General features: G+C 66.3%; 13 protein-coding genes. 6 read left to right on the top strand and 7 right to left on the bottom strand.

The window, feature by feature from the left end; all coding sequences use genetic code 11:
• Positions 1-16 precede the first annotated feature (16 nt).
• The 4 genes from AC1RQC_RS38995 to AC1RQC_RS38980 all read left to right on the top strand — a co-directional run bounded on the left by AC1RQC_RS38995 (position 17) and on the right by AC1RQC_RS38980 (position 3,686).
• The gene (locus tag AC1RQC_RS38995) at positions 17-337 is read left to right on the top strand and encodes a hypothetical protein (RefSeq protein ID WP_492886697.1); all 321 of its coding nucleotides are present in this window, start codon (positions 17-19) and stop codon (positions 335-337) included.
• A 141-nt stretch (positions 338-478) separates the two neighbouring features.
• Positions 479-1,591 (top strand): pyruvate dehydrogenase (acetyl-transferring) E1 component subunit alpha, encoded by a 1,113-nt coding sequence (pdhA, locus tag AC1RQC_RS38990; RefSeq protein ID WP_492886695.1) that lies wholly within the window; start codon positions 479-481, stop codon positions 1,589-1,591.
• The gene (locus AC1RQC_RS38985) at positions 1,584-2,561 is read left to right on the top strand and encodes an alpha-ketoacid dehydrogenase subunit beta (RefSeq protein ID WP_492886693.1); all 978 of its coding nucleotides are present in this window, start codon (positions 1,584-1,586) and stop codon (positions 2,559-2,561) included. The genes pdhA and AC1RQC_RS38985 overlap by 8 nt, the downstream gene beginning before the upstream one ends.
• A 21-nt stretch (positions 2,562-2,582) precedes the next feature.
• Positions 2,583-3,686 carry a dihydrolipoamide acetyltransferase family protein gene (locus AC1RQC_RS38980; RefSeq protein WP_492886691.1) on the top strand — a complete coding sequence of 368 codons (1,104 nt, stop codon included), beginning with the start codon at positions 2,583-2,585 and terminating at the stop codon, positions 3,684-3,686.
• Positions 3,687-3,729: 43 nt separating this feature from the next.
• Here AC1RQC_RS38980 and AC1RQC_RS38975 read toward each other — a convergent pair whose 3' ends face one another.
• The 5 genes from AC1RQC_RS38975 to AC1RQC_RS38955 all read right to left on the bottom strand — a co-directional run bounded on the left by AC1RQC_RS38975 (position 3,730) and on the right by AC1RQC_RS38955 (position 8,711).
• Positions 3,730-4,695, bottom strand: a complete 966-nt coding sequence (locus tag AC1RQC_RS38975) for a Bug family tripartite tricarboxylate transporter substrate binding protein (protein WP_492372887.1) — start codon at positions 4,693-4,695, stop codon at positions 3,730-3,732.
• Between the two features lie 91 nt (positions 4,696-4,786).
• Positions 4,787-5,959, bottom strand: coding sequence for a mandelate racemase/muconate lactonizing enzyme family protein (locus AC1RQC_RS38970; protein WP_492886689.1), 1,173 nt, complete (start codon positions 5,957-5,959; stop codon positions 4,787-4,789).
• Positions 5,960-6,039: 80 nt separating this feature from the next.
• Complete coding sequence (locus tag AC1RQC_RS38965; protein ID WP_492886688.1) at positions 6,040-6,741, bottom strand: SDR family NAD(P)-dependent oxidoreductase; 702 nt, start codon at positions 6,739-6,741, stop codon at positions 6,040-6,042.
• Positions 6,742-6,878: 137 nt separating this feature from the next.
• The gene (locus AC1RQC_RS38960; protein ID WP_492372890.1) at positions 6,879-7,820 is read right to left on the bottom strand and encodes a dihydrodipicolinate synthase family protein; all 942 of its coding nucleotides are present in this window, start codon (positions 7,818-7,820) and stop codon (positions 6,879-6,881) included.
• Positions 7,821-7,844: 24 nt separating this feature from the next.
• On the bottom strand, positions 7,845-8,711 hold the full coding sequence (locus AC1RQC_RS38955) for an IclR family transcriptional regulator (protein WP_492372891.1): 867 nt from the start codon (positions 8,709-8,711) through the stop codon (positions 7,845-7,847).
• A 574-nt stretch (positions 8,712-9,285) separates the two neighbouring features.
• Between AC1RQC_RS38955 and AC1RQC_RS38950 the strand changes: the two genes are divergently transcribed.
• Both AC1RQC_RS38950 and AC1RQC_RS38945 read left to right on the top strand, forming a co-directional pair.
• Positions 9,286-11,505 (top strand): TonB-dependent receptor, encoded by a 2,220-nt coding sequence (locus AC1RQC_RS38950; protein ID WP_492886686.1) that lies wholly within the window; start codon positions 9,286-9,288, stop codon positions 11,503-11,505.
• A gap of 510 nt (positions 11,506-12,015) precedes the next feature.
• Positions 12,016-12,798: a COG4705 family protein gene (locus AC1RQC_RS38945; RefSeq protein WP_492372893.1), complete on the top strand. Its 783-nt coding sequence runs from the start codon at positions 12,016-12,018 to the stop codon at positions 12,796-12,798.
• A 176-nt stretch (positions 12,799-12,974) separates the two neighbouring features.
• Here the strand turns inward: AC1RQC_RS38945 and fumC are convergent, their stop codons facing one another.
• Both fumC and AC1RQC_RS38935 read right to left on the bottom strand, forming a co-directional pair.
• The gene (gene fumC, locus AC1RQC_RS38940; protein ID WP_150988940.1) at positions 12,975-14,378 is read right to left on the bottom strand and encodes a class II fumarate hydratase; all 1,404 of its coding nucleotides are present in this window, start codon (positions 14,376-14,378) and stop codon (positions 12,975-12,977) included.
• A 391-nt stretch (positions 14,379-14,769) separates the two neighbouring features.
• Positions 14,770-15,858: methylmalonyl-CoA mutase family protein (locus AC1RQC_RS38935; protein WP_492886683.1), on the bottom strand; the 1,089-nt coding region annotated here is incomplete at its 5' end.

Here is a 15,858-nt window from a genome sequence, read left to right as displayed (position 1 = left end):
AACCCTCCGGAGCGCCATGATGGACGCCAATGGCCCTCAAAGCACCTTTCGTGGTCTTCCCCTGACCCCGGAACAGGATGCGGAAGTCAGGCACTACATCAAGAGGAAAAAGCAGCGCAGTGCGCCATGGGATACACCTGAGCTAGCCGCCATGCTCGAGGATATGCTGAGGCCGCCAAGCACCGAGGACGACGACTTCGAATCCCCTGCCGAAGAAGCCAACGCGGACGCCGAGCGCGCGGCGGCTTCGGTGGACGAGGCCATGGATCCGATCGAGGCCGGCGAGGAGCGGATGGCGGCCAGGGAAGCCGAGGCGATGAAGGGCCCCAAGCATTGACATGCAGGTGCAGCGTGCGCGTTGCGCGCTCCATGATCCGGGATGCGCACAAAAGAAGAAAGAGAAGAGAAGAGAAGAGAAAAAAAGAAGAGAAGACAGCCCCCAGTGCAACGACTGGAACACAAGAATAAAGGGCATAGCATGGCGACCGTCGCGACATTCGACATCGAGTACACGCAGTTTCTCGATCCACAAGGTGAGCCGACCCAAGCGCTGCCTGCATTTGCGCTCGATCCCGAGGCGCTTCTCCCGCTCTACCGGGCCATGGTGCTCACCCGCCAGTTCGACCTCAAGGCCATTGCGCTGCAGCGCACCGGCCAGATCGGCACGTTCGCCTCGGCGCTTGGCCAGGAGGCCGTCGGCGTCGGCGTTGCCAGCGCCATGCGCGCGCAGGACGTGCTCGTGCCGTCCTACCGCGATCACGCCGCGCAGTTCCAGCGCGGCGTCTCCATGACCGAGAGCCTGCTGTATTGGGGTGGCGACGAGCGCGGCAATGCGTTCGCGGCGGCGCCGCATGATTTTGCGAACTGCGTGCCCATCGGCAACCAGGTCTGCCACGCTGCCGGCATCGCCTACGCGATGAAGCTGCGCCGCGAGCCGCGCGCCGCGGTTTGCCTGCTCGGGGACGGCGGCACGTCAAAAGGCGATTTCTACGAAGGCATGAATATGGCGGGCGCCTGGCACGCGCCCCTTGTGCTGGTCGTCAACAACAACCAGTGGGCGATCTCCATGCCGCGCAGCCAGCAGACCGCCGCGCAGACGCTCGCGCAAAAGGCCATCGCGGCCGGTATCCCTGGCCTGCAGGTGGATGGCAACGATATCGTGGCGGTGCGCCAGGTCACGCTCGACGCGCTGGAACGGGCGCGCAGCGGTGGCGGCGCCACGCTGATCGAAGCGATCACCTACCGGCTTGGCGACCACACCACGGCGGACGATGCCTCGCGCTACCGCGACAGCGAACAGGTCAGGCAGCACTGGCTGCTGGAGCCGGTGGCCAGGCTGCGCAACTATCTGCTGCGCCTTGGCGCATGGGATGCGGCCCGCGAAGACGCGCTTGCCAAGGATTGCGCGGCGCAAGTGGCGGCCGCGGTGCAGGCCTACCTGGCAACGCCCCTGCCGGAGACGGCAGCGATGTTCGATTACCTGTATGCCGGCCTGCCCAAAGCGCTGGCGGGGCAAGTGGCCACCGCGCATCGCTTTGCCCCGGGGGCCCACCAGGGCAAGGATAACGAGAGCGAGCAGGATCATGGCTGAAATCAATCTGGTCGAAGCCGTCAACCAGGCGCTGGCCCATGCGCTGGAACACGACCCGCGCGTGGTGCTGCTCGGTGAGGACATTGGCGTGAATGGCGGCGTGTTCCGCGCCACGGCGGGGCTGCAAGCCCGTTTTGGCGCGGAGCGCGTGATCGATACGCCGCTGGCCGAGTCCGGTATCGCCGGGGCCGCGATCGGCATGGCGGCAATGGGGCTGGCGCCCGTGGCGGAAATCCAGTTCACCGGTTTTATCTACCCGGCCATCGACCACATCATCAATCATGCCGGCCGCCTGCGCCACCGCACGCGCGGCAGGCTGAGCTGCCCGATGGTGCTGCGCTCGCCTTATGGCGCCGGCATCCATGCGCCGGAGCATCACTCCGAAAGCCCCGAGGCGATGTTTGCCCATATCCCCGGCATCCGGGTGGTCATACCGTCCACCCCGGCGCGCGCCTACGGCCTGCTGCTGGCGGCCATGCGCGACCCCGACCCGGTGGTGTTCCTCGAACCCACCCGGCTCTACCGCCTGTTCCGCGAAGAAGTACCGGACAGTGGCGAGGCGCTGCCGCTCGATACCTGCTTCACACTGCGCGACGGCGACGACATCACGCTGGTGAGCTGGGGGGCGATGCTGCAAGAGACGCAGGCCGCGGCTGACCTGCTGCTGGACGAAGGCATCGCCGCCGCCGTCATCGACGTGGCCACGCTCAAGCCGCTCGACATGGACACCATACTGGAATCGGTCGCCAGGACGGGCCGCTGCGTCATCGTCCACGAGGCGCCCCGCAGCGCCGGCTTCGGTGCCGAGATCGCGGCGAACCTTGCCGATGCGGGGCTGTACTCGCTGGCGGCGCCGGTGCAGCGCGTCACTGGCTACGACACCGTGGTGCCGATGGCCAGGCTCGAGTACACGTACCTGCCCAGCGTGGCGCGGATTGCCGACGCGGCCCGCAAGGCCATGGCCGCCTGACGTTTTTCCCCGGGAGCATTGATGAAGATCTTCAAGTTGCCCGACCTGGGCGAAGGCCTGCAGGAAGCCGAGATCACCGAATGGCACGTCAAACCCGGTGACACGGTGGCGGCCGACCAGCCGCTGGTTTCGGTCGAGACCGCCAAGGCGATCGTCGAGATACCGTCGCCCTACGCCGGGCAGGTCGCCAAGCTGTTTGCCCAGCCGGGCGAGATCGTGCACCTTGGCGCGCCGCTGGCGGGCTTCGAAGGCGCCGGCGGGCAAGAGGACGCGGGCGCGGTGGTGGGCGATGTCAAAGTCGGCACGCAGGTGGTCGCGGAAGCGCCCGCCGCCCTGTCCCGTGGCGGCGGCGCGGTGCGGGCCGTGCCGGCCGTGCGCGCCCTGGCGCGCCAGCTCGACGTGGACCTGGCGATGGTCACTCCAACGGGCGCGGACGGCATCATCAGCGCCGCCGATGTGCGCCGCGTCGCCGCGACGCTGGCGGACCTGGGGCCACCGGAAGTCCTGCGCGGCGTGCGGCGCGCCATGGCGCTGAACATGGCGCGCGCCCAAAGCGAGGTCGCCGCGGCAACCGTGATCGACGACGCCGATATCCACGCCTGGGCGCCCGGCACCGACACCACCATCCGGCTGGTGCGCGCACTGGTTGCGGGCTGCCGCGCCGAGCCCGGCCTCAACGCCTGGTATGAAAGCCAGACCGGGCGCCGCCATGTGCCGGCGCGGATCGACGTGGGGATTGCGGTCGACCTGCCCGAAGGCCTGTTCGTGCCGGTGCTGCGCGATACCGGCAAGCGCGACGCGGCAGACCTGCGGCGCGGCCTGGACCGCATGCGCGCGGATGTACGTGCGCGCACGATCGCCCCCGAGGAGATGCGCGGCAACACCATCACGTTGTCCAACTTCGGCATGATCGCCGGCAAGTACGCGGCGCCGATCGTGGTGCCGCCAACAGTGGCCATCCTGGGCGCCGGCCGTATCCACGATGCGGTGGTTGCGGCCGGCGGCATACCCGTCGTGCACCGGATCCTGCCGCTCAGCCTGACCTTCGATCATCGGGTGGTCACAGGCGGCGAGGCCGCGCGCTTCCTGGCGGCAGTGATCGCGGACCTGGCGCTGGCGGCCTAGGCCTGGGCAGCGCGGCAGCGCGACAGGCGAGTGCGTGGGCGCTTTACTCCGCGCGGATCCTGGCTTCGGCCACGATCTTGGCGGAGCGCTCCATGTCCTCCTTCTGGAAGCGGGCGAAGTCTTCCGGCGTGCCAGGCGAGAGCAGGTAGCCCTGCTCGGCCAGCCTGCCGCGCAGGTCGGACGCCAGCGCCTTGTTGACCTCGGCGTTGAGCCGCCTGGTCACATCGGCCGGCAGCTTGGCCGGACCCCACAGGCCATACCACGAGTAGAACTCATAACCCGGCACCGTCTCGCCGACGGTCGGCACGTCGGGCATGGAAGGCAGCCTGTCCTTGGAGGTCACCGCGACCACGCGCACCATGCCGCTCTTGTGATAGGACAAGGCGCCGAGCACGGGATCGATAAAGCCATCGATGGCGCCACCGATCAGGTCCTGGTAAGCGGGCGCGGAACCCTTGTACGGCACCACCAGGTAGTCGATCTTGCCTGCCCGCTTGAGCAGCTCCGTGGACAAATGCCCCGCGGACGCCTGCGAGCCAATCGCGAACGACATCTTGCCGGGATGCGCCTGCGCGTAGGCGATCAACTCCTTGATGTTCTTCACCGGCAGGTTCTTGTTGACGGAGACCGCCAGCGGCCCCTTGCCGACCAGCGCGATCGGCACGAAATCCTTGGTCACGTCGTAAGGCGACGATCTCAGGGTCATGGGCGTGGTAGTGAAGGTGGAGGCGCTGAACAACAGCGTGTAGCCGTCCGCCGTGCCCTTGGCCACCGCGTCGGCGCCGATGATGCCCTGGCCGCCGGGCCGGTTGTCGACGATAAAGCTCTGGCCGGTTTGCTCGGAGAGCTTTTGCGCCAGCATGCGGCCGACGGTGTCGGTGGGGCCGCCGGGCGGGAACGGAATGATGACGCGCACGGCTTTGTTGGGGTAACCCTGCGCGATGGCGCTGGCGGCGGCGCAGGCCAGCAAGGCGCCAGCGGCACTGCGGAAAATCCGGTGGAACAGCATGGTTTGTCTCCTGTCTCGACTGCAGGTGCGCCCCTATGGGGTGCTCTTATTTCGGTGCGCTTATTTCGGCGCTCTTATTTCTTTCCCGCTCTCAAGGCTGCGCCAGCGCCGACATCTGCGCATACAGATCCGCCTTGCCCTCAAACCCGATGCCCGGCAGCTCCGGCATGGTGATATGGCCGTCGATCACCTTCACGCCATCGGGGAAGCCGCCGTATGGCTGGAACAGGTCGGGGTAGCTCTCGTTACCGCCAAGGCCCAGGCCGGCGGCGATATTGAGCGACATCTGATGGCCACCGTGCGGGATGCAGCGGCTTGACGACCAGCCAAAGGTCTTCAGCACTTCGAGCGTGCGCTCGTACTCCACCAGCCCGTAGGACAGCGCGCAGTCGAACTGCAGGTAGTCGCGGTCCGGGCGCATGGCGCCGTAGCGGATCAGGTTGCGGGCGTCCTGGTGGCTGAACAGGTTTTCGCCGGTGGCCATGGCGCCGGGGTAGTACTCGGCCAGCGTGGCCTGCAGGTGGTAGTCCAGCGGATCGCCGGCTTCCTCGTACCAGAACAGCGGATAGTCGCGCAGCATCTTGGCGTAGGCGATGGCGGTGTCCAGGTCAAAGCGGCCGTTGGCGTCCACGGCAAGCTGCGCGTCCGGGCCGATTTCCTGCAGCACGGCCTCGATGCGCGCGCTGTCTTCTTCCAGGCTGGCGCCGCCGATCTTCATCTTGACCACGTTGTAGCCGCGCTTCAGGTAGGAGCGCATCTCGGCGCGCAGCGCGCCGAGATCCTTGCCCGGATAGTAATAACCGCCGGCGGCGTAGACGAACACGCGCGGGTTGGCGTTGACGCCGTGGCGCTCGGCCAGCAACCGGAACAGCGGCACGCCGGCGATCTTGGACACCGCGTCCCACACCGCCATGTCGATGGTGCCGACCGCGACCGAGCGCTCGCCATGGCCGCCCGGCTTCTCATTGGACATGGTGGCGGCCCACACGCGGTTGGGGTCGAGGTTGGTGCCGGCGTCGTCCAGCAGCGATTCTGGATCGGCCGCCAGGATACGCGGCGCAAAACGCTCGCGGATCAAGCCGCCCTGGCCGTAGCGGCCATTGGAGTTGAAGCCGTAGCCGATCACGCGCTTGCCGTCGCGAAACGCGTCGGTCACCACGGCGACGAGGCTGCTCGTCATCTTCGAGAAATCGATATAGGCATTGCGGATGGGCGACGAAATCGGCTTCGTCACTTCGCGGACGTCAATGATGCGCACGGACATGGCTTGTCTCCAGTGTTCTAGTGTCTTTCGGTAATCAGCTAATCAGCGAATCAGGCGGTTCGATATGTCGGCTGGCGGCACTACAGCGAAGCACCGCCGCAAATCAGGATCTGCTGCCCGGTGATGGCGCCGGCATCGGGCCCGAGCAGGAAGCTCACCATCCCGGCCACTTCATCGGGCCGGATAAAACGCCCGATGGGCGGCGTGCGCGGCGGCGTGCCCTTGCGGCCCGGGTCGTTCAGCATCGGGGTCTCGGTCGCGCCCGGCGCCACCACATTGACGGTGATGCCGCGTGGCGCCAGCTCCGCGGCCCAGGAGCGCGCCATGCCCACCACCGCCGCCTTGGTCGCGGCGTACTGGCTGCGCCCTGGCGCGCCCGCCGCCGTGCGGCTGCCGATCAGCACGATGCGCGCGCCATCCGGCAGGGTTGGCATCAGCGCGTTGGCCAGCACGCAAGCGGCTTGCACATGGATGCGCCACATGCCCTCGCCGTCCTCGGGCTTCAGGTCGCCGAGCACCGCCGTGCGCATGAATCCCGCGGCATGGACAATGGCATCGACCTGGGGCAACGTGGCCACGGCGGCGGCAAGCTTTGCGGCATCGGTCAGGTCGACTTCGATCCCGTTGAAGCCCTCGGCGCTGGGTGCCGGCGAGCGGTCCAGCCCGGTCACCGTCCAACCCGCCGACAGCAGCCGCCGGGCAATGGCCGCGCCGATACCGGAGCTGGCGCCGGTGACCACGGCGTGCCTGGTCCGCGCCGCGGGCGTGTCGTCGTCTTGCATGGATTGGCTCATCAAAGCCCCTTTGGATTGCATGGCCAGCAGCCCGGCCCTCGGCACGCTGGCCGCGGGCCGGGATGGCGCGCCGGTACAGGCCCGGATCAGACGTGGATCAGACGTGGTTCAGACGTGGTTCAGGCTCAGGCGGCCGCTTTCTGCGTCACGCCGGCGTGTTCCAGCGCGGCCTGGATCGCGGCCAGCTCGGCGGCCGACGGTGCGTGGGTCGGCGGGCGCACCGTGCCATCGCGCAGGATGCCGGCCAGCGCCATGGCGGCCTTCATGCGGCCATGGGCTTCGCCCGTGGGCTCGCCCGCGCCGTACACCGCGTCCTTGAGCGGGTTGATCAGGGCCTGCACGCGCATGGCTTCATGCAGGTCGCCGGCCTTGACCGCCTTGAGCAGGTCGTTGATCAGGCCGGGAATCAGCGAGGCAAAGCCGACCAGCGCGCCATCGATGCCCTGCACCATCGACGACAGCAGGTATTCGTCGTGGCAGGTCATCAGCACCTTGGTGGGATCGGCCGCGCGGATCTCCTTGATGTCGCGCGCGTATTTGTTCATTTCGCGCTCGCCCATCTTGAAGGCCTTCACATAGGGCAGCTTCGCCAGTTCCGCGAGCAGCTCCGACGAGTAGGAGCCACGGGTCCAGGCCGGGTAGATATGCACCACCAGGGGCAGCCCGCTGGCCTTGCCGATGGCGTTGAAGTAGTCGAGGCAATGCTCCGGCTTGAAGCCAAAGCGCAGCCAGTGATGCGGCGGCATGATATCGAGCCCGGCGGCGCCCGCTTCCTTGGCCCAGCCAGCTTGTTCCACGGCGTCGTTGATGCCTTCGCAGACCACCGACGAGATCACCGGGCAGATGCCCTGGGTGGCGTCGGCGGTGATGCGGGTCACTTCGGCGCGCTCGCGCGGCGTCAGCGAGAAGACTTCACCGGTATGGCCATTGGTCATCAACGCGGTCACGCCGGCTTGGCCGCCCAGCCACCTGGCAAAACGGCGCAGCTCCGGCTCGTTGATGCTGTAGTCCGCGTTGAAAGGAACCGCGATGGCGGGAATGATGCCGTGGAAATTGATATCAGGCACGTTCGTCTCCTGGTGTGGCTTGCGCTATTTGCGCGTTCGGGTGGGTATCAAGGTGGGCGGAATGAATCCGCCGGAGGGTTGCAGCGCACGGGCCAGCTCGGTAGCGGCATGCACTACCGCCGGGGCCGTGGTCGATTCGAAATCTTCAAGCGAGGTATTCATGGCCGGCGCCGCCACGCTCAGCCCGGCAACCGGCACGCCATCCACATCCAGCACCGGCGCGGCCACCACATAGAGGCCGGACACCGTTTCCTGGTCCGACAACGCATAGCCCTTGGCCCGCACGGTCTTGAGCCGCTCTAGGATGGTGTCGAGCTCGGTGAGCGTGTGGTCGGTCAGCTTCTGCCGGGGCTGGGCGTCCAGCACGCGGGCCTGCATGTCCTGCGGCAGCCACGCCAGGATGGCGTAGCCGACGGCCGTGGAATAAGCCGGCACCCGGCTGCCGATGCGGATATCCACACCAAGCCGCGTCAGCCCGGCCTGGATCCGTTCCGCGTAAAGCACGTCCGGGCCATCCAGCACGCCGATGGAAGCGGCTTCATTGATCTCCCCCACCAGCGCGCGCAGGATCGGCCTTGCCCGCGTGCGCAGGTCGGCATGGGCGATGGCGTCAAAGCCAAGGTCCAGCACCTTGAGCGACAGCCGGAACAGCCGCGTGTCCGGCACGCGCTGCACGTAGCCGATATCCACCAGCGTGTTGAGGAAACGAAAGGCCGTGGCATTGTCCAGCCCGGAGCGGCGCGCGACTTCCGCCATGGTGAGCTCGGGCTCCTGCGCCGTGAACGCTTCAAGAATGCGGAAGCCCTTCGCCAGCGACTGCACCGTGTTCTTGGATGCGTCGGCCGCGCTGCTCGCCTTCGATGCGGTCGGGACGGAGTTCTCGGTAGCCATGTCAATCTCCACTGTCAGTTCTTAGTTCTCGATGCAAACCCGGAATCGAGTTCGGATTCCGAATTTTAATTCGATGAATGGACAGAGGAAAGCCCTCGCTCAAGTTCAAGTTCAAGTTGGGTGGATACGCATCGGCATTGCTGCCGGGTTTTATAAAATTCGGATTACGAATTTTTATTCGAATTGTGGGGCTAAGAAAAAGTGCCAAGCAACGGCACCTCTTTGCTGATCCTGCCCCGCGTCCTGAGACGCTTCTTTTTTATTCGGATTGCGAACTTGTATTCGCGATATGGAATATTCTAGACCTCGTTTCCCGGCCAGGGCAAGAGCGAACTTCCTAGGGTTTTCACTGAACGGGTCACGCCGCCTTGCGCGTCATTCAGCACAATTCCTCTTAAACAGACATTTACAAATAGCAACGGAATCGTTACACTGCCCCTCAATTGCGAATCACTCGCATTCTCGTTCCAGCCCAAGCATTGGTTTTTATTCCTGGCCCCTCCTTTCGTTCCTTGCACGCCAGGTATCTTCCGCGCCCCATGCGCGCATCGACTCCCCTCGCAACACTGAAATCATGACTGCTCCCCTGAAGACGCGCGCGCGTTTGCTCGCGTCCGTTGGTGCTCTTTACTGCACAGGCTTCCTCGCCACCACGCCAGCCTTCGCACAGTCCGCAGCCGACGCCGGCAACGCGAAGGAAGCCACCTTGCCCACCGCCGTGGTCACCGCCGATTCGCCGCTCCAGGCCAAGCGCCTGCCCTCGTACAAGTTCGTCGCACCGTTGCTGGATACACCGCGCTCGGTCACGGTGATTCCCGAGGAACTGCTCAAGCAGACCAATGCGACGACCTTCGCCGATGCGTTGAAGACCGTGCCGGGCATCACCTTCCTGGGCGGCGACGCCGCGGCGAACCCCTCCGCGGATCGTCCGGTGATCCGCGGCTTCGAGTCGCGCAACTCGATCTTTGTCGACGGCATGCGCGACTCCGGCGTGCAGAATCGCGAGACCTTCGCGGTGGAGCAGATCAGCGTCATCAAGGGCCCGGATTCGGTTTATGCGGGCCGTGGCGCGGTTGGCGGCAGCATCGACATCGTCACCAAGATGCCCAAGGCGGATGACTTCACCAATGCCAGCCTGGGGCTTGGCACCGAGGCCTACAAGCGCGCCACGCTCGACGTCAACCGCCGTATCAATGACGAGACCGCGGTGCGCCTGAACGTGATGGGGCACGACGCCAACCAGGCCGGGCGCAACGATGTCTACAGCAAGCGCTGGGGCGTGGCGCCGTCGGTCGCGTTCGGGCTGAACACGCCGACCACGGTGTCGCTGAGCTACTACCACGTCAACACCTACGACATGCCGGACTTCAGCGTGCCGTTCCGCTCGACCGGCGGCACGCCCGGGGCGGGAACCAGCATCCAGCGCTCGCAGTTCTACGGCCTGAACAACCGCGACTACCGCCGCGGGCAGACGGACACCGGCGAGATCCGCATCGAGCACCGCGTGGACGACAACTGGAAGGTGCGCAATACCACCATGTTCGGCCGCTCCACGCTGGACTACATCGCCACCAACCCGCAGTTCCTGAACGCCAGCGCGAACCTCCTCCAGCTGCAAGCCAAGAGCGGCAAGTACGCCACCAACAGCGTCTCCAACCAGACCGAGCTGTCCGGCAAGGCCACGTTGCTTGGCATGCAGCACACGCTCACGGCCGGCGTGGAATTCAGCTGGGAGCGCAGCCTGTACGAGGGCTACCTGGTGAGCGACAGCGCGGGCAACAATATCCGCACGGGCGGCCCCTGCACGATCGCCTACAACTGCACCGCGATCGGTGCCTGGAATGCCAACGCCCCGTGGACCGGCAGCACCGTGCTCAACGGCGACAAGAGCTTCCCCGGCGCGCCCACCAGCACCCGCACCAATGTCTCGTCCGCCTACCTGTTCGACAGCGTGAAGCTGAGCGATCGCTGGCTGTTCAACGCCGGTACGCGCTTCGACCGCTTCGACGTCACCGCCGTGCAGGCCGGCACGCCGGACCTGAAGAACACCGCCAACCTGTTCAGCTACCAGCTTGGCCTGGTGTTCAAGCCGGTCGACACGGTCAGTCTGTATGCCTCATACGGGACCTCCGCCAATCCGCCGGGCGCCAACAGCGGCCTGGGTGGCGGCACCGACCAGATCACCAAGACCAACCAGGACCTGTCGCCCGAGCGCAGCCGCAACATCGAAGTGGGCGCCAAGTGGGACACGCTGGACCGCCGCCTGTCGCTGACCTCGGCGCTGTTCCAGACCGACAAGACCAATGCGCGCGTCAGCGACGGCCTGGGCGGCATCGTCAACGCGGGCAAGCAACGCGTGCGCGGCGCGGAACTGGGCATGGCCGGCAACCTCACCAGCAAGTGGCGCGTGTTCGGCGGCTACTCCTACCTGGATGCCATCACGACCGACGCCGGCGCCGCCAATGCCTCGGCATCCGGCCTGCCGATGGTGATGGTGCCCAAGCACAACGTCACGCTGTGGACCTACTACGACGTGCTGCCCAAGCTGTCGATCGGCGGCGGCGCCACGATCTCCAGCCTGACCTACGCCTCGGTCTCGGCAACGTCGCGTAAATGGACGCCGGGCTACGCGCGTTTCGATGCGGTGGCGACGTATCGCGTCTCCAAGACCGTGGATGTGCAACTGAACGTGCAGAACCTCTTCGACAAGAAGTACTACTCCGCCGCGTACCCGATCTACGCAACGTGGGCGCCGGGTCGTTCAGCGGTGATGACGCTGAACTTCCATATGTGAGTTTTGCCGGCTTTCTTTTGACTTTGATTCATCCGGCTTTCGTGTGGGTCGATGCATCGCTGGGCCAAATCCAGCGCTGCCGTAGCTCCCCTCTCCCGCATGGCGGGAGAGGGGTTGGGGGAGAGGGCGGGCCTGCGCAAGAGCGAGGCGCATCACGTTGAGCGAACGCCCACCCTCTCCCCCGGCCCCTCTCCCATTTCATGGGAGAGGGGAGCAAACCAGCGTGTTGCTTCCCGCCACTTACCCACGCGAAAGTCTGAAGAACCTCTGCTTTTAGCTTTTTACTTTTAGCTTTTCAGTTTTCAGCCTTGAGGGCGCTCCGCGGAGCGCCCTTTTTCATTTGCACGCCGTTGCTGGTGCCTTGTTTTCCACACGGCCTTAATGCTGCCTTAAGCTGCGGTGAAATAACCTTGCGCCACGGACTGCGTAGAGCGGCCGATCCTACGCCAGCCCCCCGAACAACCAACAGGGCAAGCCGCCCCCCAGCGCATAGCAAACCTGGAGCACGCCATGAACACGCTGTCCCCCCGGCCGATGCCAGCCTGGCTCAACAAAGTGCCCGAAGTCACCGTGGGCTTCTGGATCATCAAGATCCTGTCGACCACGGTCGGCGAAACCGGCGCCGATTTCCTCGCGGTCAACGCGGGGCTGGGCCAGGCCGTCACCGGCTGCGCCATGGGCGCCTTGCTGGCCATCGCACTGTTCGCGCAGGTCCGGGTGCATCGCTATGTTCCCTGGATGTACTGGCTGACCGTGGTGCTGGTCAGCGTCGTCGGCACGCAGATCACCGATGCGCTCACCGATGGCCTGGGCGTGAGCCTGTATCTAAGCACGGCCGTCTTCGCCGTCATGCTGGCGGGAATATTCGTGTTCTGGTACCGACGCGAAGGCACGCTCTCCATCCGCACGATCTGCTCGCGCCGCCGCGAGCTCTTCTACTGGGCCGCGATTCTTTGCACCTTTGCCCTCGGCACCGCCGCGGGCGACCTGGCCACCGAAGCCCTGGGCCTGGGATTCCAGTTGGGCACCCTTGTGTTCGGCGCCCTCATTGCCCTCGCCGTGGCGGCGTTCTACTTCGGCGTCAACGCCGTTCTGACCTTCTGGATCGCCTATATCCTGACGCGCCCGCTGGGCGCCTCGCTGGGCGACCTGTTGTCCCAGGCGCAGACCTATGGCGGCCTTGGCTTTGGCGCGGCGCTGACCAGCGGCATCTTCCTGGCCGTCATCGTCGCACTGGTCGCGATGGCCCAGCGCAATGCAAGCCAGGCCGTGGGAGCGACGACGGCGCCATGAATGGCACCGATGGTCCTGCGCCGCTGGACTGCTTGCGCTCGCGGCATTCCTGCCCGGCCATTTCAAAGAGATTCTGGCGTCGTTGCGCGGCCTTGGCCGTACCGCTTGTACGTCTGCGGCCGCGCGCCTGGCCAGAACCGCCTGGCTTCATGTTGAAAGCCGCTTAAGCCGCGCGCTCAATCCTTGTTCGGATGCGTCATCTCGATGGGCACGATCCAGCGCGCGTATTCGTCCTCGGTGAGATAGCCCAGCGCCAGCGCGGCGGCCTTCAGGGTCAGCCCTTCCTTGTGCGCCTTCTTGGCAATGGCGGCGGCCTTGTCGTAGCCGATATGGCGGTTCAGCGCCGTCACCAGCATCAGGTTCTTGTCGAGGTTCTCCGCGATCTTCGGCAGGTTCGGCTCGATGCCGAGCGCGCAATGGTCGTTGAAGGCCAGGCAGGCGTCGGCGATCAGCTCGATGCTCTCCAGCACGTTGTGGACCATCACCGGCTTGTACACGTTGAGCTGGAAATTGCCCTGGCTGCCGGCGAACGCCACCGTGGCATCGTTGCCAAACACCTGCGCGCACACCATGGTCATGGCCTCGCACTGGGTCGGGTTGACCTTGCCGGGCATGATCGACGAGCCCGGCTCGTTCTCGGGGATGTTGAGCTCGCCAATGCCGCAGCGCGGGCCCGAGGCCAGCCAGCGCACATCGTTGGCCATCTTCATCAGGCCGCCGGACAGCGTGCGCAGCGCGGCGGAGGTTTGCACCAGCGCGTCGTGCGCGGAGAGCGCGAAGAACTTGTTGGGCGCATCGACAAACGGATGGCCGGTCAGCGCGGCGATATAGGCGGCCGCGCGCGCGCCAAACTGCGGATGCGCGTTCAGCCCGGTGCCCACCGCCGTGCCGCCGATGGCCAGTTCCAGCAAGCCCGGCTCAGCCAGCTTGACGCCATGCAGTCCGAAATCGATCTGCGCCACCCAGGCGCTGATTTCCTGGCCAAGGGTGATGGGCGTGGCGTCCTGCAGGTGGGTGCGGCCCGTCTTGACGATGTCCTGGTACGCCTGCGCCTTGGCGGCCAGCGTATCGCGCAAGGCGCCTACCGCCGGCAGCAGCTTGGTATGGATCTGCTCGACCACGGCGATGTGCATGGCGGTGGGGAACGTGTCGTTGGAGCTTTGGCCGCGGTTCACGTGATCGTTCGAATGCACCGGCTTCTTGCTGCCGAGCTCCCCGCCGGCAATCTCGATGGCCCGGTTGGAGATCACCTCGTTGGCGTTCATGTTCGATTGCGTGCCGGACCCGGTCTGGAACACCACCAGCGGGAAGTGCTCATCCAGCTTGCCGGAGATGACCTCGTCGGCCGCCTGCACGATCAGCCGGCCGATGTCGGGCGGCAATTCGCCAAGTTCCGCATTGGCCTCGGCGGCCGCGCGCTTGAGGATGCCCAGCGCGCGAATCACCGGCCGCTGCCAGCGGAAGCGGCTCACCCCGATCGGGAAATTAATGGTGGAACGCTGCGTCTGCGCGCCCCAGTAGCGATCTGCGGGCACATCGATGGCGCCCATCGAATCGGTTTCGGAACGGAATGCGGGCATGGAAGACACTCTCCAAACAAACTACGTCAAGGATCGCCCGGTACGGGGCAACCTGGACCTGGAGGCACCCATCACCGAGCCGGAATAAACGCCGGCGCCAGTGGCGGCCAGGGCGTGACATGCGCTGATCTTTTCAGTTGTGCGCTGTAGTGCGCTGTAGTTCGCAATACAGCGGGAGGACGATACGGTCTCTCCGTTTTCCTTTTGCGGGGGCAGCCCAGCCGCATGCGTTCCCGCAGCCGCTTCGAGCCAAGACGAACGATAGCCCAGGCGCCGGCCATGGGCAATGAATCCCGACGAAATGAAAGGGGTTCGCAGGCAGTGCGGCACGCTGGCCATGCGGGCAAAGTGGAAGTGGGCCAGCGGCCCCGGCCCGAGCGCAGCGCGCCCGCTAGCCGGCACTTTCCGGCTGGGCATCGGGCAAGCGCGCTTTGCCCGCATGCCGCAACAACGCGCCCGCGATCCCCATGACGATGGCCGCCATGGTGGCACCCGGCCCGAAGATCGCGCTCACCCCCTGGGCGCGCAGCCGCCGGGCGTGGCTGGCGGGAATCACGCCGCCCGCGAAGACCAACGCGCCTGGCCGGCCTGCGCGCAGGCCATCGATCAGGCAGGGCAGCAACGCCAGGTGCGCGCCGGCCAGGGACGATGCACCCACCGCGTCGACCTGCCCGTGCAGGGCCATCGCCACGGCGTCCTGCGGCGACTGGAACAGCGGCCCCAGCGTGACCGCGAACCCGGCGTCGGAGAGCGCCGCGGCCACGGCCTTGGCGCCGCGGTCATGCCCGTCCTGCCCCAGCTTGGCGATGAGGATGCGCGGCGGCCTGCCCAGGCACGCGGCCAGCGCACGGACCTGCTCGCGAGCCGCGTCCCAGGCCGGGCTGTCGTACAAGGCCTCGCCGTAGGCTTGGCGGGCGTAGCGAGGCGCCATCGCATGGCGCGGCCACACCAGCTCCAGCGCCTGCGTGCACTCGCCGAGGGTCGCGCGGCAGCGGATGGCGTTCATGGTCAGGGTCAGCAGGTTTTGCTCGCCGCTGCGCGCGGCGTGCGCCAGTGCGCGCAGCGCCTGTGCCACGGCCACGCCATCGCGGCTTGCCTTCAGGCAGGCCAGCCGCTCGCCCTGCTGCGCCCGGACCTGTCGCCCATCGATCTCCAGGCAGGCCGGCGCCTCGTCGGCTCCCTCCTGGTACCGGTTGACGCCGACGATCACGCGCCGGCCTTCGTCGATCTCCGCCTGTGTGGCCACAGCGGCGCGATGAATCCGCTCATGGACCCAGCCCGAGCCGATCGCCGCCAGCACGCCGCCGGCAGCGGCAATCTCCGCCATCACCGCGCGCACCTTTTCCACCATTTGCGCCGTGAGCGATTCCATCATGTAGGAGCCCGCCCATGGGTCGGCCACATCGCACAGGCCCATCTCGTGCTGCAGGATCAACTGGGTGTCCCGCGCGAGGCGGGCCGATGCGGCGCTGGGCAATGC

It is taken from the genome of Cupriavidus sp. GW822-FHT03E04 (assembly GCF_058801495.1).
This window is presented reverse-complemented; position numbering and strand designations above follow the sequence as displayed.

Coding starts and splice junctions, on each gene's coding strand:
- AC1RQC_RS38995 (WP_492886697.1), top strand. CDS start 17: ATGATGGACGCCAATGGCCCTCAAAGCACCTTTCGTGGTCTTCCCCTG.
- AC1RQC_RS38955 (WP_492372891.1), bottom strand. CDS start 8,711: ATGGCTACCGAGAACTCCGTCCCGACCGCATCGAAGGCGAGCAGCGCG.
- AC1RQC_RS38980 (WP_492886691.1), top strand. CDS start 2,583: ATGAAGATCTTCAAGTTGCCCGACCTGGGCGAAGGCCTGCAGGAAGCC.
- fumC (WP_150988940.1), bottom strand. CDS start 14,378: ATGCCCGCATTCCGTTCCGAAACCGATTCGATGGGCGCCATCGATGTG.
- pdhA (WP_492886695.1), top strand. CDS start 479: ATGGCGACCGTCGCGACATTCGACATCGAGTACACGCAGTTTCTCGAT.
- AC1RQC_RS38965 (WP_492886688.1), bottom strand. CDS start 6,741: ATGCAAGACGACGACACGCCCGCGGCGCGGACCAGGCACGCCGTGGTC.
- AC1RQC_RS38970 (WP_492886689.1), bottom strand. CDS start 5,959: ATGTCCGTGCGCATCATTGACGTCCGCGAAGTGACGAAGCCGATTTCG.
- AC1RQC_RS38950 (WP_492886686.1), top strand. CDS start 9,286: ATGACTGCTCCCCTGAAGACGCGCGCGCGTTTGCTCGCGTCCGTTGGT.
- AC1RQC_RS38975 (WP_492372887.1), bottom strand. CDS start 4,695: ATGCTGTTCCACCGGATTTTCCGCAGTGCCGCTGGCGCCTTGCTGGCC.
- AC1RQC_RS38985 (WP_492886693.1), top strand. CDS start 1,584: ATGGCTGAAATCAATCTGGTCGAAGCCGTCAACCAGGCGCTGGCCCAT.
- AC1RQC_RS38945 (WP_492372893.1), top strand. CDS start 12,016: ATGAACACGCTGTCCCCCCGGCCGATGCCAGCCTGGCTCAACAAAGTG.